Here is a 25,097-nt window from a genome sequence, read left to right as displayed (position 1 = left end):
CGTGCGGGCACCGCCCGGGCACCGTCCGGGCCCGGCGCGCCCTTCCCCATGTCCGCCCCTCGGCGGCTCCCGTCCGCTACGGTGGCTCCTGACGTGATCGCGAACCCGGCGCGGATCACCGCCAGGACTCCATGAGGTGACGCAGATGGCGTTGACGCCTGAAGACGTGGTCAACAAGCGCTTCCAGCCCACCAAGTTCCGCGAGGGCTACGACCAGGACGAGGTCGACGACTTCCTCGACGAGGTGGTCGGGGAGCTGCGTCGCCTGACGACCGAGAACGAGCAGCTGCAGCAGAAGCTCGTCGCGTGCGAGCGCCGCGTCACCGAGCTCGGCCGCGCCGGCGCCGCGGCCGCCGTGCCCGCCCAGGAGCGGCCGCCCGTGGTCGAGCGCCAGGCCCCGCCCGTCGTGGCCGCCGTGCCCGCGTCCGCGGCGGCGCCCGCCAGCGGGCCCGAGGCCGCCACCGGCATGCTCGCCCTGGCGCAGAAGCTGCATGACGACTTCGTGCGCAGCGGCGAGGAGCAGCGCGACAAGATCGTCGGCGAGGCGAAGGACCACGCGACGCGCCTGGTGCGCGAGGCGGAGGAGAAGCAGCGCCAGACCCTCGGCAGCCTGGAGCAGGAGCGCTCGCTGCTGGAGCGCAAGATCGACGAGCTGCGGGCCTTCGAGCGCGACTACCGCAACCGCATGAAGTCCTACCTGGAGTCCCAGCTGCGCGACCTGGAGAGCCGGGGCGCGGCGCTGCCGGGCCGCCCGGCGCAGCCGGCCGCGCAGGAGGCCGCCTACCCGTTCGGCGGTGGAGCGGGCTGAGCGCTCCCGCGCCGGACGCGTCGCAGCCGGCAGCGGCCCTCCAGGGCCGCCGCCGGCTCCTCGCGCTCCTCGCGGCCACCGCCGTCGCGGTGTACCTGATCGACCAGGTCACCAAGGTCCTCGCCGTCGCCCTGCTCGAGCCGGGCCGGGTCGTGCCCGTCCTGGAGCCCGTCCTGCAGCTGCGCCTCGTGCGCAACCCCGGCGCGGCGTTCTCCTTCGCCACCGGCGCGACCTGGGTCTTCACCGTGATCGCGGTCGTGGTCGTCGTCGCGGTCCTGCGCGTGGCGCGCCGCCTCGGCAGCCGGGGCTGGGCCGTCGCCCTCGGGCTCGTGCTGGCCGGGGCCGCCGGCAACCTCACCGACCGGCTGCTGCGCGCGCCCGGGTTCGCGCGCGGCCACGTCGTCGACTTCCTCGAGCTGCCGAACTGGCCCGTCTTCAACGTCGCCGACTCCGCCATCTGCACGGCCGCCGTCCTCGTCGTCGTCCTGGCCCTGCGCGGCACCGACGTCGACGGCCGCCGCGAGGCCCGGGCGCCCGCCCAGGACGCGGGCGGCGCGGAGGGCGCGGGGGACGCCGCGAGGAGGCCCCGTGCCTGAGCGCCGCTCCCTGCCCGTTCCCGACGGGCTCGACGGCGAGCGCGTGGACGCCGGGCTCTCGCGCATGCTCGGCCTGTCCCGCTCGCGCGCGGCGGAGGTCGCCGCCGCCGGCGGGGTGCTCCTGGACGGCGCGCCCGCCGGCAAGTCCGACCGCCTGCGCGCCGGCGCGTGGCTGGAGGTGCAGCTGCCCGACCCGCCGGCCGCGCCGGCGGTGGTCGCGCAGCCCGTGCCCGGCCTGCGCGTCGTCCACGACGACGACGACCTCGTCGTCGTCGACAAGCCCGTCGGCGTGGCCGCCCACCCCAGCCCGGGGTGGGCGGGCCCGACCGTGGTGGGGGGCCTGGCCGCCGCGGGGTACCGCATCGCCACGTCCGGGGCCGCCGAGCGCCAGGGCGTGGTGCACCGCCTGGACGTCGGCACCTCCGGGCTGATGGTGGTCGCCAAGACCGAGCGCGCGTACTCCCTGCTCAAGCAGGCGTTCCGGGAGCGCACCGTCGACAAGACCTACCACGCGGTGGTGCAGGGGCACCCGGACCCGTCGTCCGGCACCGTGGACGCGCCCATCGGGCGCCACCCGGGCGCCGACTGGAAGTGGGCGGTGGTCTCGACCGCCGCGGGCGGCAAGGAGAGCGTGACGCACTACGAGACGCTCGAGGCGTTCCCGGCCGCGAGCCTGCTGCAGGTGCACCTGGAGACCGGCCGCACCCACCAGATCCGCGTGCACTTCTCCGCGCTGCGCCACCCCTGCGTCGGGGACCTGGTGTACGGGGCCGACCCGGTGCTCGCGGCCCGGCTGGGGCTGACCCGCCAGTGGCTGCACGCGGTCGGCCTCGCCTTCGTCCACCCCGGCACGGGGGAGCGGGTCGCCTTCCGCAGCGACCACCCGCAGGACCTGGCGACCGCGCTGGAGAGGCTGTCGGCCGGCTCCTGAGGGCCTGCCGCAGCGGCCCGGCCGGCCCAGGAGGTCGCGCGGCGTCCGGCGCGCCGTCGGTGGCGCGACCTAGACTCGGCGGCGCCGCCGGGAGCGTCCGTACCGACGGCGGGAAGGATCCCTCGCATGCCCTCCGGCGCCGCCGACTCCTTCGTCCACCTGCACGTGCACACCGAGTACTCGATGCTGGACGGCGCGGCGCGGGTGGACGAGCTGTTCGCCGAGGCGGCGCGCATGGGCATGCCGGCCGTCGCGACCACCGACCACGGGTTCGTCTTCGGCGCCTACGACTTCTGGCGCACGGCGCAGAAGCACGGGGTCAAGCCCATCGTGGGCCTCGAGGCCTACCTGACGCCGGGCACGGCGCGCGGGGACCGCTCGCGCGTGCGCTGGGGCGACCCGGGCGCCGGGCGCGACGACGTCTCCGGCGGCGGCGCCTACACGCACATGACGATGCTGGCCGAGACGACGGCCGGCATGCACAACCTCTTCCGCCTCGCCTCGCTCGCGAGCCTGGAGGGGCACTTCTACAAGCCGCGCATGGACCGCGAGATCCTCTCCCGGTACGCCTCCGGCCTCATCGCCACGACCGGCTGCCCCTCGGGGGAGGTGCAGACGCGCCTGCGCCTGGGCCAGTACGAGCAGGCGCGGGCGGCCGCGGCGGAGTTCCGCGACATCTTCGGCGCCGGCAACTTCTACTGCGAGCTGATGGACCACGGCCTCGACATCGAGCGCCGCGTCCAGACCGACCTGCTGCGCCTGGCGCGCGACCTCGGCCTGCCGCTCGTGGCGACGAACGACCTGCACTACACCCGCCCCGAGCACTCCACCGGCCACGCGGCGCTGCTGTGCGTGCAGTCCGGCTCCACCCTGGCCGACCCGAACCGCTTCAAGTTCGACGCCGACGAGTTCTACCTCAAGTCCCCCGCCGAGATGCGGCAGCTGTGGCGCGAGCTGCCGGAGGCCTGCGACAGCACCCTGGCCATCGCCGAGCGGTGCGAGGTGGGGTTCACCGAGGGCATGGGCACCTACATGCCCCGCTTCCCCGTGCCGGAGGGGGAGAGCGAGACCTCCTGGTTCGTCAAGGAGGTCGAGCGCGGCCTGCAGATGCGCTTCAAGGGCGCCGTGCCGGAGGAGTCCCGGCGCGTCGCCGAGTACGAGACCGGCGTCATCACGCAGATGGGCTTCGCCGGCTACTTCCTCGTCGTCGCCGACTTCATCCGCTGGGCCAAGCGCAACGGCATCCGCGTCGGCCCCGGCCGCGGCTCCGGCGCGGGCTCGATCGCCGCGTACGCCCTGGAGATCACCGACCTCGACCCGCAGCGCCACGGCCTGATCTTCGAGCGCTTCCTCAACCCCGACCGCGTCTCGATGCCCGACTTCGACGTCGACTTCGACGAGCGCCGCCGCGGCGAGGTGATCAGGTACGTCACCGAGAAGTACGGCGAGGACCGCGTCGCCCAGATCGTCACCTACGGCACCATCAAGGCCAAGCAGGCCGTCAAGGACGCCTCCCGCGTGCTCGGCCACCCCTTCGCCATGGGCGACCGCATCACCAAGGCGATGCCGCCGACGGTCATGGGCAAGGACGTGCCGCTGTCGAAGATCTTCGACCCCGAGCACCCGCGCTACACCGAGGGCGGGGAGTTCCGCGCCCTGCACGACGCCGACGCCGAGGTCGCGAAGGTCGTCGAGACCGCCCGCCAGCTCGAGGGCCTCAAGCGCCAGTGGGGCGTGCACGCCGCCGGCGTGATCATGTCGAGCGAGCCCCTCATCGACCTGATCCCCATCATGCGCCGGGAGCAGGACGGCCAGGTCATCACGCAGTTCGACTACCCCAGCTGCGAGGCGCTCGGCCTGATCAAGATGGACTTCCTCGGCCTGAGGAACCTGACGATCATGGACGACGCGCTGCGCAACGTCGAGCGCAACCGCGGCGAGAGCATCGTCCTCGAGGAGCTCGAGCTCGACGACCGGGCGACGTACGAGCTGCTGGCCCGCGGGGAGACCCTCGGGGTCTTCCAGTTCGACGGCGGGCCCATGCGCTCCCTGCTGCGCCTGATGCGACCGGACGACTTCGAGGACATCTCCGCCGTCGGCGCCCTGTACCGGCCGGGCCCGATGGGCGCCGGCTCGCACACCAACTACGCGCTGCGCAAGAACGGCCAGCAGCCGGTCACCCCGATCCACCCGGAGCTCGAGGAGCCGCTGGCCGACGTCCTGGGCACCACGCACGGCCTGATCGTGTACCAGGAGCAGGTCATGGCCATCGCCCAGAAGGTCGCCGGCTACACCCTGGGCCAGGCGGACCTGCTGCGCCGGGCGATGGGCAAGAAGAAGAAGTCCGAGCTGGACAAGCAGTTCGAGGTCTTCTCCGGCGGCATGCGCGAGCGCGGGTACTCCGACGCCGCCGTGACGACGCTGTGGAACATCCTGCTGCCCTTCTCCGACTACGCGTTCAACAAGGCCCACTCGGCCGCCTACGGCGTCGTCTCCTACTGGACGGCGTACCTGAAGGCGCACTACCCGGCCGAGTACATGGCCGCGGTGCTCACGAGCGTGCGCGACGACAAGGACAAGTCGGCGCTGTACCTGAACGAGTGCCGGCGCATGCGCATCACGGTGCTGCCCCCCGACGTGAACTCCTCGATCGCCACCTACGCCGCCGTCGGCCCCGACATCCGCTTCGGCCTGGCGGCGGTGCGCAACGTGGGGGAGAACGTCGTCGACGCGATCGTGGCCGCCCGCGAGTCCAAGGGCGCCTTCACCTCCTTCCAGGACTTCCTCGAGAAGGTCCCGGCGGTGGTGTGCAACAAGCGCACGGTGGAGTCCCTCGTCAAGGCCGGGGCCTTCGACTCCCTGGGCCACACCCGCCGCCAGCTGCTGGAGGCGCACGAGCGCGCGGTGGACTCCGTCATCGACCTCAAGCGCAACGAGGCGATCGGCCAGTACGACCTCTTCGCCGGCATCGGCGGCGGGGACGACGGCGCGCCCAGCGGCGGCGGCCTGGACGTGCGGCTGCTGGACCTGCCGGAGTGGGAGAAGCACGAGCTGCTCGCGCGCGAGCGGGAGATGCTCGGCCTGTACGTCAGCGACCACCCGCTCTTCGGGCTCGAGCACGTGCTCTCGGACGCGGCCGACTGCTCCATCGCCTCCCTGGTCGCGGACGACGCGCGCCCGGACGGCAGCTTCGTCACCGTCGCCGGGCTGGTCACCGGCCTGCAGCGCAAGATGACCAAGCAGGGCAAGCAGTGGGCGATCGCCACGGTGGAGGACCTCGAGGGCGCCGTGGAGGTGCTCTTCTTCCCGCAGACCTACGAGGCCTTCGCCCACCAGCTCGCGCCCGACGTGGTCGTCTCGGTGCGGGGCCGGCTCAGCCGCCGCGACGACGTGCCCAGCCTGCACGCGCAGGAGCTGACCCTGCCGGACACCTCCGTCAGCACCGACGGGCCGGTCGTCATCGTGCTGCCTGAGTCGCGCGTCAACACCGCCATCGCCGACCGGCTCGCGGAGGTGCTGCGCGACCACAAGGGGCTGACCGAGGTGCACCTGCGCCTGGTGCAGCCGCAGAAGTCGCTGACGATGCGCCTGGACGACGCGCTGCGGGTGACGCCGTCGCCGTCGCTGTTCGGCGACCTCAAGGCGCTGCTGGGGCCGAGCTGCCTGGTGTGAGCCGGCCCGGGCGGGTTGCGGGCGCGCTGCGGCGCGCCGTGCCGGTGCTGGGCCCGGTCCTGGGCCCGGTCCTGGGCCCGGTGCTGGGTCCGGTGCTGCTCGCCGTGCCCGTCGGCGCCGCCTGGGCCGTGCTCGCGCCGACCGCGCCGGTGGTGCAGGTCGCCCCGGACCTGCTGTACGCGCCGTCGGCGCCGGAGCTGGCGGCCGCCCACGACGGCTCGCTGGCCCTGCTCGGGCTCGGCGCGGGCCTGCTCTGCGGCACGGCCGCCGTGCTGGCGCCCGGGTCCTCCCCGGCGCGCCGCAGCGCGGCGGTGGTGCTCGCCTGCGCGCTCGGGTCGCTGCTGGCGTGGGGCCTGGGCGTCGCGCTCGGCCCGCCGCCCGTGGCCGAGCAGCTGGCCGCGGCGCCGGACGCCGTCCCCACCAGCCCGCTGCGCCTGTCCAGCCCCGGCGTCGTGCTCCTGTGGCCGCTCGCGGCGGCCGCCGCCGCCACCGCCGGCCACCTGGCCGCGGCGTGGCAGCACAGCGGCCCTCAACCGGTCGAGGGGCCGGTCGAGGGGCCCGCCGCTGGCGGCTCGACCGTCGGCCCGCCCGCACCGGGTCCGGTCCCGGCGGACCCGCCCGCCGCGGACACCGGGGCGACCAGCGCGCCGGTCAGCCGCACGAGGTCCTGAGGCGCCAGCTCCACGTCCAGCCCGCGCCGTCCGGCGCTGACGAGCACCCCGGCGTGCTCCAGCGCCGCGGCGTCCACCACGGTGCGCAGCCTGCGGCGCTGAGCCAGGGGGCTGATGCCGCCGACGACGCAGCCGGTGGCCCGCTCGGCGGCCGCCGGATCCGCCATCGCCGCGCGCCGGCCCCCGACGGCGGCGGCCAGCGCCTTCAGGTCCAGGCGGGCGGCCACCGGCAGCACCGCGACCACCAGCTCGCCGTCCACCGCCGCCAGCAGCGTCTTCAGCACCCGGCGCGGGTCCACCCGAAGCGCCGCGGCCGCTTCCTGCCCGTCGCCGAGGCCGCGGGCCACGGCCGCGGCGTCGTGATCGTAGGCGCGCACGACGTGCGCCACCCCCGCGCGGGCCAGGACGGCGGTCGCCGGTGTCGCCGCGCCACCCCTCGAACTCGCCACCCCTCGACCCGCCCCGGCCCTGCGCCCCGGCCCTGCGACCCGGCCGGTCAGTTCGGGTCCGGCTCGGTGGTGGTGAGGTCCTGCGCCGGCAGGGAGCGCAGCGCCTCGACGAGCGCGAGCTCGCGGTGCAGCAGGCGCCGCTCCTCGCGCAGGCGGGAGGCCGTGTCGGGCACCTCGAGCAGGGCCTGGCGCTGCGGGACGTCCAGGACCATGCCGGCGACCACGAGGTAGGACAGCACCGCCGGGTCGGACGGGACGCCGCCCGGCACGCCGGTGGCGGTGATGCCCAGGCGCTGGCGGTACGCCGTCCAGCGCGCGGCCACGGCGGCGGCCAGGGCGGCCAGGTCGCTGCCGTCGCCCTCCGCCTCGGGCAGCGGGGTGACGAGCCCGGTCAGGTACGGGGTCCCGGCGTCCTCGTCGAGGCCGTCCAGGCGGAACCGCACGGCCCCGGAGGTGAGCAGCTCGTAGCGGCCCTCGTCGGTCTCGGTCACCGAGCGGACCACCGCGGTGCACCCGACCCGGTGCAGCGCGGCGAGGTCGTGCGGCCGCCCGGACTCCCGCCCGCTGCGCAGCGCGACCACGCCGAAGGTGCGCTCGTCCTCCGGGCGCGCCAGCAGGTGCTCGACGAGGGTGAGGTAGCGCGGCTCGAAGACCGTCAGCGGCAGCACGAGCCCCGGCACCAGCACCGCGTGCAGCGGGAAGAGGGGGAGTCGCTCCGGAGCAGCTGCGGGCACCGCCGCAGCCTAGGTGCGCCAGCTGTGCTCGGGCTCGTAGCCGAGCACGCGGCGAGCCTTCTCGATCGAGAGCAGCGTCTCGTGCTCGCCGACCTGCCGGGTCAGCGGCACGCCCGGGAAGACCTCGGCGAGCAGCTCGGCGCTCGACCGGCCCATCACGGTGTCGGCCGCGGCGATGATGAACACGTCCGCGCCCGGAGCGTCGAGCTCCAGGGCCCGGCGCACCGCCTGGGCGCCGTCGCGGGCGTCGATGTAGCCCCACAGGTTCCACTTGCGGGTGCTCGGGTCCGCGTCGAAGCCGGGGAAGGCCGCGTACTCGTGCGGCTCCATGACGTTGGAGAACCGCAGCCCGATGATCTTCAGGTCGGGCTCCCAGCGGCAGAACTGCCGCGCCATCTCCTCGCCGAGGTCCTTCGACAGCGAGTACGAGGTCTCCGGCCGCGGCGCGCACTCCTCGTCGACGGGCGCGTACGGCGGGGGGACGTCGAAGGGGAGCCCGAGGACGGTCTCGCTGGAGGCCCACACGACGTTGCTCACACCCGCTGCCCGAGCGGCGGCGAAGACGTTGTAGGTGCTCAGGGTGTTGGTGGCGAAGGTCGTCGCGTCGGGCAGGAGGCCGGGCGCCGGGATCGCCGCCAGGTGCACGACGGCGTCCACGGCGCCGGGGCCGCGGTGGTGCTCGTCGACGCCCAGCAGCACCTCGAGGGCCTGGCCGGGGTCGGTCAGGTCGGCGCGCAGGAAGCGGCCGACCGGCTCCGCTGGGGGCGCGAGGTCGACGTCGAGGACGTCGTGCCCGTGCTCGACGAGGTCGCGCACCACGGCGCGCCCGAGCTTCCCGCTGCCACCCGTCACGACGATCTTCACGTCCCCACCCAACCCGCTGCGCGCCGCGCGCGCCACCGCTGCCCCGACCCCGCCCGCTCCGGCGCACTGCGCGGGCGGAGTGCGCTCACGGGCCGGAGGACCCCCGCAGGGGGAGTCGGTCAGGCGTCGTCGCGGAGGGCGGCGGCGAGCGCCTCGACCAGGTGCAGCGGACGGCGCCCGGCGAGGTCGGAGGTCTGCGTGCGGCAGGAGAAGCCGTCGGCGAGCACGGGCGTGGCTGGGTCGGCGGCGCGCAGCGCGGGCAGCAGCTGGTGCTCGGCGACCTTCTGGGAGACCTCGAAGTGCCCGCGCTCGGCGCCGAAGTTGCCCGCCAGGCCGCAGCAGCCGGCGAGCACCTGCGCGTCGACCCCCGCCCGGGCCATGAGCGCGCGGTCGGCGTCGAAGCCCATCACCGCGTGCTGGTGGCAGTGCGGCTGCACCACGGCCGGCCCGTCGAGGCGCGGCGGCTGCCACTCGGGCCGGTGCTCGGCGATCAGCTCCGCGACCGTGCGCACCCGCCCGTGCAGGGCGCGCGCCCGCGGGTCGTCGGGCAGCAGCTCCGCGGCGTCGTCGCGCAGCAGCGCGGTGCAGCTCGGCTCCAGCCCCACGACCGGCACCGCAGCGCCGTCCGCGCCGTCCGCGCCGTCGACGCCGTCCGCGCCGTCGGCGCCGTCGTCCAGCCCCGCCACCGCGCCGTCGATCGCGTCGAGGGTGCGCCGCAGCTGGGCCTTCGCGCCGTCCAGCTGGCCGGTGGACACCCACGTCAGCCCGCAGCACACCTTCCCGACCGGCAGGCGCACCGAGAACCCGAGGTGCTCGAGCAGCTCCACCGCCGCCCGCCCGACCTGCGGGTCGAAGGCGTCGGTGAACGTGTCGACCCACAGCACCACCGGCTGCCCGGTCTCCTCCACGCCGTCGCGGCGCCGCTGGGCGGCGCGGGCCTCGAACCAGGCGCGGAAGGTCTGCTCCGCGAAGCGCGGCAGCGGCCGGCGCTGGTCGACGCCGCCGACCGCGCGGGCCAGGCGCGCGAGCACCGGCACGCCGGTCAGGGCGTTGACCAGCCGCGGCGCGTGCGCGGCCAGGCGCGCCCAGCGCGGCAGCCACCCGAGCAGGTAGTGGTTCACCGGGCGCAGCCGCCCGGCGTAGTGGTGGTGCAGGAACTCCGCCTTGTACGTGGCCATGTCGACGCCGGCCGGGCAGTCCACGGCGCACCCCTTGCAGGACAGGCACAGGTCGAGCGCCTCGTGCACCTCCTCCGAGCGCCACCCGTCGGTGACCAGGGTGCCGTTGGCCATCTCCTGCAGCAGGCGGGCGCGTCCGCGCGTGGAGTCCTTCTCGTCGCCCGTGGCCAGGTAGGAGGGGCACATCACACCGCCGGCGCCGGAGGTGTCGGCGCGGCACTTGCCCACCCCGACGCAGCGGTGCACGGCGGTGGTGAGGTCACCGCCGTCGTGGGAGTAGGCGAACTGCAGCGGCTGCGGCGGGCGCGTCCCGGGGAGCCCGATCTCGACGGCGGCGCGCGCGGCCGGCACCCGCAGGTCGGCCTCCAGCGGCCGCGGCCGCACGATCACGCCGGGGTTCAGGACGTCGTCGGGGTCGAAGACGGCCTTGACCTCCCCGAACGCGGCGAGCGCGTCCGCGGGGTACATCAGCGGCAGCAGCGCCCCGCGAGCGCGCCCGTCGCCGTGCTCGCCCGACAGCGACCCGCCGTGCGCGGCCACGAGCGAGGCGGCCGCCCGCAGGAAGTCCCCGGTGCGGGCGGCGCCGCCGTCCGCGGCGAGCGGGAAGTCGATGCGCACGTGGATGCAGCCGTCGCCGAAGTGCCCGTAGGACAGGCCGTCGAGGCGGTGCGCGCGCATCAGCGCCTCGAAGTCGCGCAGGTAGGCGCCCAGGCGCTGCGGCGGCACCGCGGCGTCCTCCCAGCCCGGCCAGGCCGGGCGGCCCTCGGGGGAGCGCCCGGCGAGCCCGGCGCCGTCCTCGCGGATGCGCCACAGCGCCCGCGCCTGCGCCGCGGTGGGGATCACCACCGAGTCCAGGGCCCCGGAGGAGGCCACCAGGCGGCGGGCGGCGGCGAGGGAGGCCGCGGCGTCCTCGCCGCCGACCTCCACGAACAGCCAGCCGTCGCCGCCGGGCAGCCCGGCGACGGCGCCGCCGCGGGCGCGCACGACCTCCACCAGGCGCCGGTCGATGCCCTCGACCGCCAGCGGGCGGTGCTCCAGCAGCGCCGGGGTGGCGTCCGCCGCGCTCGCCGTGTCGGGGTAGCCGAGGACGACGAAGGTCGTCGACGCCGCCTCGCGCACGAGCCGCACGCGCGCGGCCGTCATCACCGCGAGCGTGCCCTCCGAGCCGGTCAGCAGCCGGGCCAGGTTCGTGCCGCCGTCGCCGGCCGGGCCCCCGCCCTCGGGCAGCAGGTGCTCCAGGGCGTAGCCGGAGACCTGCCGGCCGAAGGTGGCGAAGCGCGTGCGCAGGGTGGCCAGGTGCGCGCGGGCCACGGCGTCGAGGTCGGCGACCAGCTGCGCCGGCGGGGCGTCGGTGGAGAAGCGGCGGCCGGTGCCGTCGAGGACGTCGAGGCCGAGCACGTTGTGGCTCGTGCGCCCGTACGCCAGCGCGTGGGAGCCGCACGCGTCGTTGCCGATCATGCCGCCGAGCGTGCACCGCGCGTGGGTGCTCGGGTCGGGCCCGAACCGCAGCCCGTGCGGGTGCGCCGCGCGCTGCAGGTCGTCGAGGACCACCCCGGGCTGCACCAGCGCCGTCTGCGAGGTCGGGTCGACCTCGAGCACCCGGCCCATGGAGCGGGAGAAGTCGAGCACCACGCCCGTGCCGACCGCGTTGCCGGCCACGGAGGTGCCCGCCCCGCGGGAGGTCAGCGGCACCCCGAGGGCCCGGCAGGTCGCCAGCGCCGCCTCGACGTCGTCCGCGTCGCGGGGGAAGACCACCGCGCTGGGCACGACGCGGTAGTTGGAGGCGTCGGAGGTGTACTCCGCGCGCCGGCGCCGGGAGGCGTCCACGCGCTGCGCCCCGCCGGGCCCGAGGGCGCCCGCCAGCGCCCGCGCCAGCTCCTCGCGCGGCACCTGCGGAACGGGCGCGGAGGACGGCGCCGGGGCGAGCGCGGGCGGGGAGGCGGTCACGCGCACCAGTGTGCACAGGCGGTGCGACAGCGCCGCCGCCCTACCCTGGGGGCCGTGATGCGACGACTGGACCTGCGCGGGCAGCGGCTCGACGCCCGCGAGCTGCGCGGCACCCTGCCGCGGGCGGCCCTGGACGTCGAGGCCGCGGTCGCCGCCGTCCGCCCGATCGCCGAGGACGTGCGCACCCGCGGCGCCGCCGCGCTGCGGGAGCTGGGGGAGCGCTTCGACGGCGTGCGGGTGGAGGCGCTGCGGGTGCCGGCGCCCGCCCTGGCCGACGCCCTGGCGCGCCTGGACCCGGCCGTGCGCGCGGCGCTGGAGGAGTCCGTGCGCCGCGCCCGCCTCGTGCACCGCGACCAGCGCCGCGCCGACGTCACCACGCGCGTGGTGCCCGGCGGCACCGTCACCGAGCGCTTCGTGCCCGTCCAGCGCGTGGGGCTGTACGCGCCCGGGGGCCTGGCGGTCTACCCCAGCAGCGTGGTGATGAACGTCGTCCCCGCCCAGGAGGCGGGGGTGGAGTCCCTGGCGGTGGCCAGCCCGCCGCAGCGCGACCACGGCGGCCTGCCGCACCCGACGATCCTCGCCGCGTGCGCCCTGCTCGGGGTCGAGGAGGTCTACGCCGTCGGCGGCGCCCAGGCGGTGGCGATGTTCGCCCACGGCGCCCGGGAGACCGACGGCCCGCACGCCGGGGCCCTGGTGTGCGCGCCGGTGGACGTCGTCACCGGCCCCGGCAACGTCTACGTCGCCGCCGCCAAGCGCCTGCTGCGCGGGCTGGTGGGCATCGACTCCGAGGCGGGCCCGACGGAGATCGCCGTCCTCGCCGACGCCACCGCCGACCCCGCGCTCGTGGCCGCCGACCTCGTCAGCCAGGCCGAGCACGACGTGCTGGCCGCGGCCGTCCTCGTCACCGACGCCCCCGGCCTGGCCGACGCCGTCGACGCCGAGCTGGCGGTGCGCGTCGCCGCCACCAAGCACGCCGAGCGGGTGCGCACGGCGCTGACGGGCGAGCAGTCCGTCGTCGTCCTCGTCGACGACGTCGAGGCGGGCCTGGCCGTCGTCGACGGGTACGGCGCGGAGCACCTGGAGGTGCAGACCGCCGACGCCGCCGCGGTCGCCGCCCGGGTGCGCAGCGCCGGCGCGATCTTCGTCGGCCCGTCCTCGCCGGTCTCGCTCGGCGACTACTGCGCCGGCTCCAACCACGTGCTGCCCACGGGCGGCACCTGCGCGCACACCGCGGGCCTGAGCGTGCAGACGTTCCTGCGCGGCATCCACGTCGTGGACTACTCCGCGGACGCGCTGCGCGAGGTCGCCGCCCACGTCGTGGCCCTCGCGAACGCCGAGGACCTGCCCGCGCACGGCGAGGCGGTCACGGCGCGCTTCTCGCGCTGACCCGCGGAACGGGCCGCGTCGCGGCAGGTCACGGGCGCGTCCGCGGCGGGTGACGGCGGGCGGCGAGGGCCCGCGGACCTGGGATGCTGTCGCGGCGCAACGACGCGTCCCCCCGCCGCCCGCCCGATGAAGGACCGCCATGGCCGACGCGCCCACGACCATCTCCACCGAGCCCGACGTCCCCCGCCCGCCCCGCAACGGGCTGGACCGCTACTTCTCCATCTCCGCGCGCGGCTCGAGCGTGCAGCGGGAGGTGCGCGGCGGCCTGGCGACGTTCTTCACGATGGCCTACATCGTCGTCCTCAACCCCCTCATCGTCGGCACCGCGCCCGACGCCGGCGGCCAGGTGCTCGGCGTGCCGACCGTGGCCGCCGCCACCGCCCTGGTCGCCGGGGTCCTGACGATCCTCATGGGCGTGGTCGGGCGCTACCCGTTCGCCATCGCCGCGGGCCTGGGCATCAACGCGTTCCTCGCCTTCGGCATCGCCTCGCAGATGGACTGGGCCGACGCCATGGGCCTCGTGGTCCTCGAGGGCCTCGTCATCACCGTCCTCGTCCTCACCGGCTTCCGCACCGCGGTCTTCCACGCCATCCCCGCGCAGCTGAAGACCGCCATCAGCGTCGGCATCGGCCTGTTCATCGCGCTCATCGGCTTCGTCGACGCCGGGTTCGTGCGCACGCCCGCCGGCGCCGCCGTGCCGCTGGAGCTCGGCGTGGGCGGCAACCTGCAGGGCTGGCCCACCACCGTCTTCGTCGTCGGGCTGCTCCTGACCGCCGTCCTCGTCGCCCGGCGCGTCAAGGGCGCGATCCTGCTCGGCATCGTCGGCACGACGCTGCTCGCGGTGCTCGTCGAGGCCTTCGCGGACGTCGGCCCGCGCGTCGGCGCGGACGGCGCGACCGACCCCGTCGGCTGGAGCCTCGTCGTCCCGCAGCTGCCCGAGCAGCTGTTCAGCGCCCCCGACCTGTCGCTGCTGGGGCGGTTCAGCCTCTTCGGCTCCTTCGCCGAGGTGGGCGTCGTCGCGGCCCTGCTGCTCGTCTTCACGCTCATGCTCGCCGACTTCTTCGACACCATGGGCACCGTCGTCGGCGTCGGCGCGGAGGCCGGCCTGCTCGACGAGCGCGGGCGCCTGCCCGGCGTGGACCGCGTCCTGCTCGTCGACTCCGTGGCGGCCGTCGCCGGCGGCGCCGGCTCCACGTCGTCGAACACCACGTACATCGAGTCCGCCGCGGGCGTCGGGGAGGGCGCGCGCACCGGCCTGGCCAGCGTGGTCACCGGCGTGCTGTTCCTGCTCGCGATGTTCTTCACGCCGCTGGTGCAGGTCGTGCCCTTCGAGGCGGCCACGCCCGCGCTCGTCATCGTCGGCTTCCTCATGATCACGCAGGTGCGCACGATCGACTTCACCGACTTCACCATCGCCATCCCGGCGTTCCTGACGATCGTCGTCATGCCGTTCACGTACTCCATCACCAACGGCATCGGGGCCGGCTTCGTCTCCTACGCCGTCATCCAGGCCGTCTCCGGCCGGGCGCGCACCGTGCACCCGCTGCTGTGGCTCGTCGCGGGGCTGTTCGTCGTCTACTTCGCCATCGCCCCGATCGAGGCGCTGCTCGGCGTGGTCTGAGTGCGCCTCTTCGTCGCGCTGGTGCCGCCGGCGTCCGCCCTCGACGCGCTCGAGGCGGACGTCGCCCGCGCCCGCGAGCGCGTTCCGCACCTGCGCTGGACCCCGCGCTCGCGCTGGCACCTCACCCTCGCCTTCTACGGGGAGGTGCCGGACCGCCTGCTCGGCGACCTGTCCGCCCGCGTGACCCGCGCGGCCGCCCGGCACGACCCGCTGGCGCTGGCGCTGCAGGGCGCGGGCCGCTTCGGCAGCCGGGTGCTGTGGGTCGGCGTGCGCGGGGACGTCACCGGCGCCGCGCGGCTGGCCGCCTCCTGCGCGGCGTCCGGACGGCGCGCGGGCCTGCCCGTCGAGGACCGCCCCTACCGGCCGCACCTGACCGTGGCCCGGGCGGGCGACCGGCGCCCCGGCGCCGGTGCGGTCGACCTGCGCCCGGCGGTCGAGGCGCTCGGGCAGCACGCCGGGCCCGCGTGGACGGCGTCCGCGGTGGACCTGGTGCGCAGCCGCCCGGGCCCGCAGCCGTCCTACGAGACGCTGCTGAGCGCACCCCTGGGCGGGTGAGGCCGCCGTCGCGCTGTGGTCCCCGGACCAGCGGGCCGGGCGCTCAGGCGCCGACGTCGTGCACGTGGTGGACGACGTCGTGCAGCACGTACTGCGCGAGCGTCGCCACCGTGAACTCCGAGCCGTTGCTGCGCCGCCCTCGCCGGGACCACTGCTCGCCGCGGACGCCGTCCAGCACCGCGGTCGTACCCGCCGCGGCCGCGCGCAGCTCCTCGGCCACGCGCGCCGGGTCCTGCTCGGCGTAGCGCTGCTCCAGCGCCGTCGCGTCCTGGTCCCAGTTCGCGAACAGCGGGTCGTCCTGGCTCAGCAGCAGGTGCAGCCGGGTGGTCGTGGTCGTGAACACGTCGCGCACGTGGGCGCCGTACTCCAGCGGGGACCACGTGCCGGGCGCGGGCCGCCGGCGGACGCCGGGACGGGCGAGGACGGCGGGCCACGGAGCTGCCGCCGCGCGCAGCGCCCCGGCGACCCGCTCGGGCGCGAGCGCGCCGACGTCCGCGCCGCACTCGGGGCAGGCGCGCTGCAGCACCCACGTCCAGTCCTTGCCGTCCGGGACGACGGGGTCCGGGACGACGGGGTCCGGGACGACGGGGTCCGGCACGGGCGCGGGTCCGCTCACGAGGGCTCTCCCGGGGGTGGAGGGAACAGGGGTCGAGGGCGAGCGGCGGCTCAGGCGATGCGGTCCTTCGCGCGCCCGGACACGACGGTCCAGCCGACGACGGTGCGCTCGGCGACGAAGCCCGCGCGCACGAACGGGTCCTGCTCCAGCAGCTCCTCGACCTCGGCGGCCGAGCCGGCCCGGAAGACCAGCACCGCGCCGTTCGCGTCGGTCGGGCCCGAGAGCACCAGCTGCTCGAGGGAGGCGAGGAACTCGCGGTGGGAGGGGCGCGCGGCGTCCCGCCCGGCGGTGTCGTCGGTGTAGGCGTAGGTGGCGACGAAGTGCGGCACGGGACCTCCCGGGTCGGTGGCGGACGACGCCATGGTGCCGCCCCGGGCCGCGCGGCGGCGCTCGGCCTCGGGCGCGCCCTGCCCGAGGAGGGCCGGCCTCAGCCGTCCGCGGCGGGCAGGCGCAGGGCGTGGACGACGAGCTGCCTGCCCTCGCGGACCCCGCGCGCCGCCTCGCGCATGCCCAGGCGGCGCATCACCGCCAGCGACGCCGCGTTCGCCGGCGCGGTGATCGAGATCAGCCGGCGCAGCCCGTGGTCGCGGTGCGCCGACGCCACCCACGCCCGCGCCGCCTCCGTCGCGAGCCCCGCGCCCCACGCCGTGCGGGCCAGGCGCCACCCGATCTCGACGTCCTCGGGGAACCAGCGCTGGCGGTGCAGGCCGACGAACCCGACGAACGCCCCGTCGTCGAGCCGCTCCACGGCCGCGAGCCCGAACCCGTGCACCTCGAAGCACGCGTCGCCGTAGCGGGCCACGGCGTCCGAGGCCGCCCGGTCCAGGGGCGCGGGGAAGTGCCGCATCACCTCCGGGTCGGCGCTCATCGCCGCGAACGGGTCCAGGTCGGCCTCGCGCCAGCGGCGCAGCAGCAGCCGCTGCGTGCGCAGCACGGGCTCCCCGGCCCCGAGCGCGTGGTGCTCGGCGAGCTCGCGGGCGCGGGCGGCAGCGGCGGCACCGGTCACGCCGCGATCATCCCTCGTAGACTGCCGCCCCGTGAGCGAGCCCACCCCGGGAGCCCTGGCGGACCTGCCGCTGCGCGAGGACCTGCGCGGCCGCAGCCCGTACGGCGCCCCGCAGCTCGACGTGCCCGTGCGCCTGAACACCAACGAGAACAGCCACCCGGTGCCGCCCGCCGTCGTCGAGGCGATCGTCGAGGCGGTGCGCGCGGAGGCGGGGCAGCTGAACCGCTATCCCGACCGCGAGGCGGTGGCCCTGCGCGCGGACCTCGCCCGCCACCTCGGCCACGGCCTGACCGCCGAGCGGGTGTGGGCGGCCAACGGCTCCAACGAGGTCCTCCAGCAGCTGCTGCAGGCCTTCGGCGGGCCGGGCCGCACCGCGCTGGGGTTCACGCCGTCGTACTCGATGCACCCGATCCTCGCCACCGGCACCGGCACCGCGTGGGTCGACGGGCGGCGCGACCCGGACTTCGGGCTCGACCCGTGGCGCGTGGCCGACCAGGTGCGCGAGCTCGCCCCGGACGTCGTCTTCCTCACCTCCCCGAACAACCCCACCGGGACGGCGCTGCCGCTGGACGTCGTCGAGACCGCGTACGAGCAGGCGCGCGGGATCGTCGTCGTCGACGAGGCCTACGCCGAGTTCGCCCGCCCCGGCACGCCGTCCGCCCTCACGCTGCTGCCGGGCCGCCCGCGCCTGGTCGTCACGCGCACGATGAGCAAGGCCTTCACCCTCGCCGGCGCGCGGGTCGGCTACCTGGCCGCGGACGCCGCCGTCGTCGACGCCCTGCACCTGGTGCGCCTGCCGTACCACCTCTCGGCGCTGACCCAGGCCGCCGCGCGCGCCGCCCTGGCCCACGCCGACCAGCTGCTGGCGACCGTGGACGCCGTCAAGGCCCAGCGCGACCGGATCGTCGCGGCCCTGCCGGGGCTGGGGCTGACCCCGGTGCCGAGCGACGCCAACTTCGTCCTCGTCGGCGGCCTGGACGACGCCCGCGCCGTCTGGGAGGGGCTGCTGGAGCGCGGCGTCCTCGTGCGCGACGTCGGGATCCCGCACCACCTGCGCGTGACCGCCGGCACCGCCGAGGAGACCACCGCCTTCCTCGGCGCCCTCGCCGAGGTGCTCGCCGCCGGCGGCGGAGCACCGGCCACCCCGACCACCGCGGCCACCCCGGCCAGCAGGAGCACGAGCGGGCAGGAGCAGCCGGCATGAGCCGCACCGCCAGGATCGAGCGCACGACGAGCGAGTCGAGCGTGCTGCTCGAGCTCGACCTCGACGGCACCGGCCGCAGCGAGGTCAGCACGGGCGTCGGCTTCTACGACCACATGCTCACCGCGCTGGCCAAGCACTCCCTGCTCGACCTGACCGTGCGGGCCACCGGTGACGTGCAGGTCGACGCCCACCACACGGTCGAGGACGTCGCCATCGTCCTCGGCCAGGCGCTGCGGCAGGCGCTGGGCGACAAGAGCGGCATCCGCCGCTTCGGCGACGCCACCGTGCCGCTCGACGAGGCGCTCGCGCACGCCGTCGTCGACGTCTCCGGGCGCCCCTACTGCGTGCACACCGGGGAGCCCGCGGGCCAGGAGCTCGCGCTCATCGGCGGCGGCGCGGGCGGCGTGCCGTACACGGGGTCGCTGACCCGGCACGTGTTCGAGTCGATCGCGCACCACGCCCACGTCGCGCTGCACGTGCGCGTGCTCGGCGGCCGCGACCCGCACCACGTCGTCGAGGCGCAGTTCAAGGCCGTGGCCCGCGCCCTGCGCGCCGCCGTCGAGGCCGACCCGCGCGTGAGCGGCGTGCCCTCCACCAAGGGCGCGCTCTGACCAGCGGCCCGGACGGCGGCCCGGACGGCGCGTCGGAGGACGCCCCGACCGGTGGGCTCGTGCGCTCGGGCCTGCTCCTGCCGATCGCCTCGGCCGCGCAGGCGGCGGCGCTCGCGGCGTCCCTGGGGATGTCCGCGGACGCCGTCCCGTGCTCGCGCGGCGCGCTCGTGCTGCCGCGCTCGGGCGCGCTGGAGGAGCAGCAGGTCCAGCGCGCCTCCCGCACCCTGCGCTCGGCCGACGTCCTCGCCCTGCGCCTGGCCGACGAGCGCGTCGCGGTGGAGCGCTGGCGCGCCGGTCGCCTGGTCGACACCCCGGCGTACGGTCTCGTCGGCGGCGTGGACGGCGACGCCGAGCGCGTGCTGCTCGGGTGGCTGCCGGTGCAGGAGGCCGCCGGGGTCGCGAGCACGGACGGCGTGGACCAGCGCACCGCCGCCCGCGCCGCCCTGGCCGCCGCCGTGGGGCCGGTGACGACCTGGCAGGTCGTCCTCGCGAGCGCGCTCGTCGTCATCGCCGTCCTGCTCTCCGCCGCCGCCGTCGCCGACGTCGTCCTCGGCGAGCGCGGTGTGTGGAGCTGGGTGCAGGCCGTCGCCTGGCCGCTCGTGGCGCTGTTCTGGAGCGCGAGCCTGCGCGGCCTGCTCCGGCGCCGCCGCGCGGAGCGCTCGTGAGCGCCGACCGAGCGCTGACGTCCGCCCCGCCCCCCGCGTGATCGTGGGCGCGGGAGGGAAGGGCGCTCGAGGTGGCACCAGGTGGGGTCTGGAGCCCTCGCAGACCCCGTCTGGTGCCACCTCGAGCGCCGCGGGCGGGCGGGGTGGCGCGCCGGAGCCGGTCCGTACCCTGGAGGCATGCGCACCGCCCCGAAGGTCGTCGTCCTCGACTACGGCTTCGGCAACGTCCGCTCGGCCGTGCGGGCCCTGGAGCGGGTCGGTGCGGACGTCGAGCTGACGGCCGACCGCCGGTCGGCCAGCGAGGCCGACGGCCTGGTCGTGCCGGGGGTCGGCGCCTTCGAGGCCTGCGTCGAGGGCATCGAGGGGGTGCGGGGCCACGAGGTGATCGGGCGCCGCCTCGCGGGCGGGCGCCCGGTGCTCGGCATCTGCGTCGGCATGCAGGTGATGTTCGAGGACGGCGTCGAGCACGACCGGCCCGCGAAGGGGCTGGGGGAGTGGCCCGGCACCGTCGAGCGCCTGGCCGCCCCCGTCGTCCCGCACATGGGCTGGAACACCGTGCAGGTGCCGCAGGGCTCGACCCTGTTCGCCGGCGTCGAGGAGGAGCGGTTCTACTTCGTGCACTCCTACGGCGTGCAGCGCTGGGAGCTGGAGGACGACGTCGCCGAGGACGGCTCGCTGCGCCGCCGCCCTCCGCTCGTCACGTGGTCGCAGCACGGCGGCCGCTTCGTCGCCGCGGTGGAGAACGGGCCGCTGTCGGCCACGCAGTTCCACCCCGAGAAGTCCGGCGACGCCGGCGCGGCCCTGCTGCGCAACTGGGTGCGCTCGCTGTGACCCGGCTCACCCGGCTGGCCCGGCGCCGCGCCAGCCCCGCGCCGTGGCGCTGACCCTGCTCGCCGTCGCGGTCGGCGGCGTCCTGCTCGGCGGCGCGCTGTCCCTGCGCGGCCAGCGCGCGCCGCTGCCGCTGGTGCTCCTCGTCGCCGTCCTGGCGCTCGGGTGCTTCGTGCTCGCTGCGATGATCGCCCCGTGAGCGAGAGCACCCCGCCGGCGTCCGCCGCCCCCCGCCTGCAGCTGCTGCCCGCCGTCGACGTCGCCGACGGGCGGGCGGTGCGCCTCGTGCAGGGCGAGGCGGGCAGCGAGACGTCGTACGGCTCGCCGCTGGACGCCGCGCTGGCCTGGCAGGAGGGCGGGGCGGAGTGGATCCACCTCGTCGACCTCGATGCCGCCTTCGGGCGCGGGTCCAACGCCGACCTGCTCGCCGAGGTCGTCGGCCGCCTCGACGTCGCCGTCGAGCTGTCCGGCGGCATCCGCGACGACGCGTCGCTGCAGCGCGCGCTGGCCACCGGCTGCCGCCGGGTCAACCTCGGCACCGCGGCCCTGGAGGACCCGGCCTGGACGGCGCGCGCGATCGCCGAGCACGGCGACCGGATCGCCGTGGGCCTCGACGTGCGCGGCACCACGCTCGCCGCGCGCGGCTGGACCCGCGAGGGCGGCGACCTGTGGGAGGTGCTCGCCCGCCTGGACCGCGACGGGTGCTCCCGCTACGTCGTCACCGACGTCACCAAGGACGGCACCCTGCGCGGCCCGAACACCGACCTGCTGCAGCAGGTGTGCGCCGCGACGCGCGCGCCCGTGGTCGCCTCGGGCGGCATCTCCTCCCTGGCCGACCTGGAGGCGCTGCGCGCGCTCGTGCCCACCGGCGTCGAGGGCGCCATCGTCGGCAAGGCCCTGTACGCGGGCGCCTTCACGCTGCCGCAGGCGCTCGACGTCGCCGGCCGCCCGTGACCGCCGCGCCCGGAGGGGTCAGGTGAGGGCCGGGACGCCGGACGGCGACTCCGCGGGCGTGCCGTGGGCCGGCCGCACCCTCACCCCGACGCCCTTCGCCGGGGACGACGGGCAGCCGGACCGGGCGCTCGCCGCGGCACTGGCCGCCTCGCCCCTCGACCCGGTCGCCGTGCTCGAGGCGCTGCGCGGCGCGCGCGTGTTCGTCCCCGTCGTGGCCCTCGCGGGCGGCACGGACGACCGCACCGGGGGCGACACCGGCGCCGACATGGCCCTGCCGAGCCTGCGCGCCCCCGACGGGCGCACGGCCCTGCCGGTCTTCTCCGGCGTCGCGGCGCTGGCCCGCTGGGACGCCACCGCCCGCCCCGTGCCGGTGCAGGCCCGGCGCGCCGCCGTCTCCGCCGTCGAGGAGGGCCACCAGCTGCTCGTCCTCGACGCCGCCGGCCCGGGCACCGCCGTCCTGCCGCGCCCGGCGCTGTGGGCGCTGGCGCAGGACCTGCCCTGGACGCCGTCCCCGCGCGACCCGCAGGTGCTCGCCGCCGTCGAGCGGGCCCTGCTCGCCGCCCTGCCCCCGGTGCGGGCGGTGCGCTGCGAGCCCGGGCGCCGCGCCGAGCTGCGCGTCGTCCTCGTCCTCGACGCCGGGCTCGACGCGCGCGGGCTCGAGGCGCTCGTGCGCTCGGCGTCCGCGGCGCTGGCGGCCGACGAGGTCGTCGCCGAGCGCGTGGACTCCCTCGAGCTCGCCCCGGAGGCCGCGGGCGCCGCCTGAGGCGCCGCCCGCACCACCCCGGCGACCGCACGCCGGGCGACGGCCCCCGGCGACCGCCCGCTGGCCACCGCCCCCGGAGCGATCGGGTCGCGTGCGACACGCCGCGCCGCCTCCCGCGCTCGCGGCCCTGCAGCGGCGATGGTGTCCGGGTCGCCGAAGGCGGCAGTCAGCGCTGCACGCCGACGTGCTCGACCGGGCCGGCGCCTGCAGCGACTCCTACGGGAACGAGGGTCGTGCATGTTCGGCAAGTCCTTGGTCGCAGACATGATCACCAGGAGCGCGGAGACACCCAGCGACCGCCGCCGCTTCCTGCGCAGCGCCGGCCTGATGGGCCTCGGGGTCCTCGGTGCCGGCGTCGCCGGCACCGCGACCGCCGCGTCGGCCGCCGCGGCCGCGAACGGCCTCGACGACGACGGCGTCAGCGACGCGACCGTCCTCAACTTCGCGCTCAACCTCGAGTACCTGGAGGCGGAGTTCTACTCCTACGCCGCCTTCGGGCACGGCCTGGAGAACGCCCTGACCACCGGCACCGGCACGCGCGGCGGGGTCAAGGGCGGGCGGCGGGTGCCGTTCGAGAGCCGCGTCATCAAGCAGTACGCCGAGGAGATCGCCGGCGACGAGCTGGCGCACGTGAAGTTCCTGCGCACCAACCTCGGCTCCGCGGCGGTCTCCCGCCCCGCGATCGACCTGCAGGACAGCTTCACCGCCGCCGCCCGCGCCGCGGGCCTGATCAAGGCGGGGGAGGCGTTCGACCCCTACGCGAACGAGAACAACTTCCTCCTCGCCGCCTTCCTCTTCGAGGACGTCGGCGTCACCGCCTACAAGGGCGCCAGCCCGCTCATCGACAACGACGTCTACCTCGAGGCGGCCGCCGGCATCCTCGCCGTCGAGGCCTACCACGCGGGGCTCGTCCGCGGCGTCCTGTACGAGCGCGAGCTCGGCGCCGCGACCCGGGCGATCTCCGACGCCCGCGACTCCCTGGACGGCACCAGCGACCTGGACCAGGGCGCCACCAGCGGTCCCGCGCGCACCAACCGGGCGAACATCGTGCCGACCGACGCCAGCGGCGTGGCCTTCAGCCGCAGCCCCGGCCAGGTGCTCAACGTCGTCTACCTCAACCCCGGCAAGGTCGACAAGGGCGGCTTCTTCCCCGCCGGCGTCAACGGCGACGTCAGGGTCAGCGGTTGAGCCGCCCCGCCCCCTCCCGCCCCCTCCCACCCGCTCAGGAGCCCTCTGTGACCTCGACCCCCTCCCGGCGGCGCGCCGCCCGCCTCGGCCTCGCCGTCCTGGCGGGCGCCGGTTGCCTCGGCGCCGTCGCCGCGCCGGCCCAGGCGGCCGCCGGCTTCGACTTCAGCACCCGCGTCGCGGGCGAGACCCGCGTCGACACCGCCGTGGCGGCGTCCGAGGCGCTCTACCCGGACGGCGTGCCCGCCACGGACGTCGTCCTCGTCAACCGCGACGCCCTCGTCGACGGCCTGACCGCCTCCTACGTGGCCGGCCTGAAGAACGCCCCCATCCTCTACACGGACGTCGACAGCGTGCCGGCGGCGACCGAGCGGGAGATGGACCGCCTCGGCGCGGAGAACGTGTGGATCATCGGCGGGACCGCGATGGTCTCCCAGCACCAGGAGGACGCGCTGGAGGCGGACCGCTCCGTCATCCGCTTCTGGGGCGAGGACCGCTACGCCACGGCCGCCGCGGTCGCCCGTGCCGGCGAGTTCGCTCCCGAGGAGGTCTACATCGCCTCGGGCACCGCCTACGCCGACGCGCTGGCCGCGGGCCCGGTGGCGTACGCCCGCACCTACCCGATCCTGCTGACCAGGGTCGACGGCGTGCCGGGCGCGACGGCGAAGGCGCTGGAGGACCTGGGCACGCAGACGCGCACCGTGCTCGGCGGCACGGCCGTCGTCTCCGAGAGCACCTACGCCGCGCTGAAGGGCACGGCCCGCCTCGGCGGGGCGAACCGGCAGGAGACGGCCGCACTGGTGGCCGACGACGCGATCGCGGACGAGCACTTCACCCGCTCCAACGCCGCGCTCGTCTCCGCCGGCGACGTGCCGGCCGACGCGCTGGTGGCGGCCCCCGCCGCCGGGGCCACCGGCACGCCGCTGCTGTTCATCGAGTCCAAGGACGAGCTCGGCGCGGCGACGTCGGGGTACCTGATGAAGCACGCCGCGGACCTGACCGGGCGCAGCTGGGTCTTCGGCGGCACCGCCGTGGTCCCGCAGAAGGTGGTCGAGCAGGCGAAGGCGGCCGCGCAGGGCTGACCGCGGCTGCGACGCCGGGCGCAGCGGCCCGGCACGACGGACGGCGCCGGCCACCGAGGACAGGGTCCTCGGTGGCCGGCGCCGTCCGTGCGCCGCGCGCTCACAGCCCCGGGACGCGCCCGTCGCGGAAGGCGACGAACAGCCGGGAGTCGTCGCGCACGAGCTGGCCGCAGGAGAGGCCGACGTCGACCAAGTCGACGAAGCCGTCGTCCCCGCCGGGGCTGGCGTCGACGACGTCGCTGACCGCCTCCTCGGTCTAGAAGCGCACCAGGGCCTGGTCGCTGCCCTCGTCCGAGACGCAGTGGATCTTCGCGGTGGCCCGGCCGAGGAGGTCGAGGACGCCCGCGACCTCGTCGGGCTCGGTCAGCGCCGACCAGTCCAGGTCCGCCTCGTGGAGGGAGACCTCGGCGACCACCCAGCCCTGCCCGCGCAGGGTGGTGTGCGTCCAGCAGCGTCGCCACGAGGGTCTCGGTGCGCTGGTCGGCGGTGAGGTCGCGGATGGTGTCGACGACGTCGCTCATCGGCGCAGCCTAGGAGCCTGCGCCTTCCCGCGGTGATCTTGCACGCCCGGTTCGCGGTCGGACGCCCGGCGACCGGCAGGACCACCACGCAGCAGGCCCGGCGACGACGGTCCCTCGGCGGGATGTCTTCACAGCCCGCTGGATGCGCCTCGACGAGGCAGGCTCGAGAAGGCTGCCGGCTGCGCCGTGACACCCTCTACGTGCAGCTGGACCGACGTCCCCGCCACGACCGCGGGGGTGATCCGATGCA

The 25,097-nt window shown here is 76.4% G+C and carries 24 protein-coding genes and 1 pseudogene; 17 read left to right on the top strand and 8 right to left on the bottom strand.

Annotation, left to right across the window (positions count from 1 at the left end; all coding sequences use genetic code 11):
* Positions 1-145 precede the first annotated feature (145 nt).
* From BLS82_RS10240 to BLS82_RS16785, 5 genes are all read left to right on the top strand, one after another.
* Positions 146-808, top strand: coding sequence for a DivIVA domain-containing protein (locus tag BLS82_RS10240; protein ID WP_092865331.1), 663 nt, complete (start codon positions 146-148; stop codon positions 806-808).
* Positions 809-897: 89 nt separating this feature from the next.
* Entirely contained in the window at positions 898-1,404 is a 507-nt protein-coding gene (gene lspA / locus BLS82_RS10235; protein ID WP_369811062.1) for a signal peptidase II, read from the top strand.
* Positions 1,397-2,335, top strand: a complete 939-nt coding sequence (locus BLS82_RS10230; RefSeq protein WP_092864756.1) for an RluA family pseudouridine synthase — start codon at positions 1,397-1,399, stop codon at positions 2,333-2,335. The genes lspA and BLS82_RS10230 overlap by 8 nt, the downstream gene beginning before the upstream one ends.
* Before the next feature lie 126 nt (positions 2,336-2,461).
* Positions 2,462-6,007: a DNA polymerase III subunit alpha gene (gene dnaE / locus BLS82_RS10225; RefSeq protein WP_092864753.1), complete on the top strand. Its 3,546-nt coding sequence runs from the start codon at positions 2,462-2,464 to the stop codon at positions 6,005-6,007.
* Positions 6,004-6,678: a hypothetical protein gene (locus BLS82_RS16785; protein ID WP_369811061.1), complete on the top strand. Its 675-nt coding sequence runs from the start codon at positions 6,004-6,006 to the stop codon at positions 6,676-6,678. The genes dnaE and BLS82_RS16785 overlap by 4 nt, the downstream gene beginning before the upstream one ends.
* Here the strand turns inward: BLS82_RS16785 and BLS82_RS10220 are convergent.
* The 4 genes and pseudogenes from BLS82_RS10220 to BLS82_RS10205 form a co-directional block, all read right to left on the bottom strand.
* Positions 6,636-7,127: pseudogene (locus tag BLS82_RS10220) on the bottom strand (aminoacyl-tRNA deacylase); the annotation flags it as partial. The gene BLS82_RS16785 and the pseudogene BLS82_RS10220 overlap by 43 nt on opposite strands.
* A gap of 47 nt (positions 7,128-7,174) precedes the next feature.
* Entirely contained in the window at positions 7,175-7,861 is a 687-nt protein-coding gene (locus BLS82_RS10215; protein ID WP_092864747.1) for an LON peptidase substrate-binding domain-containing protein, read from the bottom strand.
* 9 nt (positions 7,862-7,870) lie between these two features.
* The gene (locus BLS82_RS10210) at positions 7,871-8,725 is read right to left on the bottom strand and encodes an NAD-dependent epimerase/dehydratase family protein (RefSeq protein ID WP_092864744.1); all 855 of its coding nucleotides are present in this window, start codon (positions 8,723-8,725) and stop codon (positions 7,871-7,873) included.
* A gap of 119 nt (positions 8,726-8,844) precedes the next feature.
* Positions 8,845-11,850 (bottom strand): FAD-binding and (Fe-S)-binding domain-containing protein, encoded by a 3,006-nt coding sequence (locus BLS82_RS10205; protein ID WP_218123779.1) that lies wholly within the window; start codon positions 11,848-11,850, stop codon positions 8,845-8,847.
* Positions 11,851-11,907: 57 nt separating this feature from the next.
* Between BLS82_RS10205 and hisD the strand changes: the two genes are divergently transcribed.
* The 3 genes from hisD (at position 11,908) to thpR (ending at position 15,412) form a co-directional block, all read left to right on the top strand.
* A complete protein-coding gene (gene hisD, locus BLS82_RS10200; protein ID WP_176819044.1) occupies positions 11,908-13,236 on the top strand; it encodes a histidinol dehydrogenase in 1,329 nt (442 codons plus the stop codon).
* A 139-nt stretch (positions 13,237-13,375) separates the two neighbouring features.
* Positions 13,376-14,857: an NCS2 family permease gene (locus BLS82_RS10195; protein WP_092864739.1), complete on the top strand. Its 1,482-nt coding sequence runs from the start codon at positions 13,376-13,378 to the stop codon at positions 14,855-14,857.
* Positions 14,858-15,412 carry an RNA 2',3'-cyclic phosphodiesterase gene (thpR, locus tag BLS82_RS10190; protein ID WP_092864736.1) on the top strand — a complete coding sequence of 185 codons (555 nt, stop codon included), beginning with the start codon at positions 14,858-14,860 and terminating at the stop codon, positions 15,410-15,412.
* A gap of 43 nt (positions 15,413-15,455) precedes the next feature.
* Here the strand turns inward: thpR and BLS82_RS10185 are convergent, their stop codons facing one another.
* The 3 genes from BLS82_RS10185 to BLS82_RS10175 all read right to left on the bottom strand — a co-directional run bounded on the left by BLS82_RS10185 (position 15,456) and on the right by BLS82_RS10175 (position 17,034).
* Positions 15,456-16,028 carry a DinB family protein gene (locus BLS82_RS10185; protein WP_255378260.1) on the bottom strand — a complete coding sequence of 191 codons (573 nt, stop codon included), beginning with the start codon at positions 16,026-16,028 and terminating at the stop codon, positions 15,456-15,458.
* A gap of 50 nt (positions 16,029-16,078) precedes the next feature.
* Complete coding sequence (locus BLS82_RS10180; RefSeq protein ID WP_218123778.1) at positions 16,079-16,357, bottom strand: YciI family protein; 279 nt, start codon at positions 16,355-16,357, stop codon at positions 16,079-16,081.
* 98 nt (positions 16,358-16,455) lie between these two features.
* On the bottom strand, positions 16,456-17,034 hold the full coding sequence (locus BLS82_RS10175) for a GNAT family N-acetyltransferase (RefSeq protein WP_255378259.1): 579 nt from the start codon (positions 17,032-17,034) through the stop codon (positions 16,456-16,458).
* A 31-nt stretch (positions 17,035-17,065) separates the two neighbouring features.
* Here BLS82_RS10175 and BLS82_RS10170 point away from each other — a divergent pair, with 31 nt between their 5' ends.
* The 9 genes from BLS82_RS10170 to BLS82_RS10135 all read left to right on the top strand — a co-directional run bounded on the left by BLS82_RS10170 (position 17,066) and on the right by BLS82_RS10135 (position 24,326).
* Positions 17,066-18,238: a histidinol-phosphate transaminase gene (locus BLS82_RS10170; protein ID WP_176819029.1), complete on the top strand. Its 1,173-nt coding sequence runs from the start codon at positions 17,066-17,068 to the stop codon at positions 18,236-18,238.
* A complete protein-coding gene (hisB, locus tag BLS82_RS10165) occupies positions 18,235-18,849 on the top strand; it encodes an imidazoleglycerol-phosphate dehydratase HisB (RefSeq protein WP_092864726.1) in 615 nt (204 codons plus the stop codon). Before BLS82_RS10170 ends, hisB begins: the two co-directional genes overlap by 4 nt.
* Before the next feature lie 59 nt (positions 18,850-18,908).
* Positions 18,909-19,514 (top strand): hypothetical protein, encoded by a 606-nt coding sequence (locus tag BLS82_RS15735; protein WP_092864723.1) that lies wholly within the window; start codon positions 18,909-18,911, stop codon positions 19,512-19,514.
* A 177-nt stretch (positions 19,515-19,691) separates the two neighbouring features.
* On the top strand, positions 19,692-20,345 hold the full coding sequence (gene hisH / locus BLS82_RS10155; protein WP_092864720.1) for an imidazole glycerol phosphate synthase subunit HisH: 654 nt from the start codon (positions 19,692-19,694) through the stop codon (positions 20,343-20,345).
* A gap of 43 nt (positions 20,346-20,388) precedes the next feature.
* Positions 20,389-20,541, top strand: a complete 153-nt coding sequence (locus BLS82_RS15730; protein ID WP_176819028.1) for a hypothetical protein — start codon at positions 20,389-20,391, stop codon at positions 20,539-20,541.
* Positions 20,538-21,296 carry a bifunctional 1-(5-phosphoribosyl)-5-((5-phosphoribosylamino)methylideneamino)imidazole-4-carboxamide isomerase/phosphoribosylanthranilate isomerase PriA gene (gene priA / locus BLS82_RS10150; RefSeq protein ID WP_092864717.1) on the top strand — a complete coding sequence of 253 codons (759 nt, stop codon included), beginning with the start codon at positions 20,538-20,540 and terminating at the stop codon, positions 21,294-21,296. Before BLS82_RS15730 ends, priA begins: the two co-directional genes overlap by 4 nt.
* 22 nt (positions 21,297-21,318) lie before the next feature.
* The gene (locus tag BLS82_RS10145; protein WP_218123776.1) at positions 21,319-22,059 is read left to right on the top strand and encodes an SseB family protein; all 741 of its coding nucleotides are present in this window, start codon (positions 21,319-21,321) and stop codon (positions 22,057-22,059) included.
* Between the two features lie 237 nt (positions 22,060-22,296).
* Complete coding sequence (locus BLS82_RS10140) at positions 22,297-23,247, top strand: ferritin-like domain-containing protein (RefSeq protein ID WP_092864714.1); 951 nt, start codon at positions 22,297-22,299, stop codon at positions 23,245-23,247.
* 47 nt (positions 23,248-23,294) lie between these two features.
* Positions 23,295-24,326, top strand: a complete 1,032-nt coding sequence (locus tag BLS82_RS10135; RefSeq protein ID WP_176819027.1) for a cell wall-binding repeat-containing protein — start codon at positions 23,295-23,297, stop codon at positions 24,324-24,326.
* A gap of 256 nt (positions 24,327-24,582) precedes the next feature.
* On the opposite strand, the gene BLS82_RS15340 is transcribed toward BLS82_RS10135, so the two are convergent.
* A complete protein-coding gene (locus BLS82_RS15340; protein ID WP_176819026.1) occupies positions 24,583-24,741 on the bottom strand; it encodes a hypothetical protein in 159 nt (52 codons plus the stop codon).
* Between the last annotated feature and the right edge of the window lie 356 nt (positions 24,742-25,097).

This window comes from Quadrisphaera sp. DSM 44207, from assembly GCF_900101335.1.
Lineage (GTDB): Bacteria > Actinomycetota > Actinomycetes > Actinomycetales > Quadrisphaeraceae > DSM-44207.
This window is presented reverse-complemented; position numbering and strand designations above follow the sequence as displayed.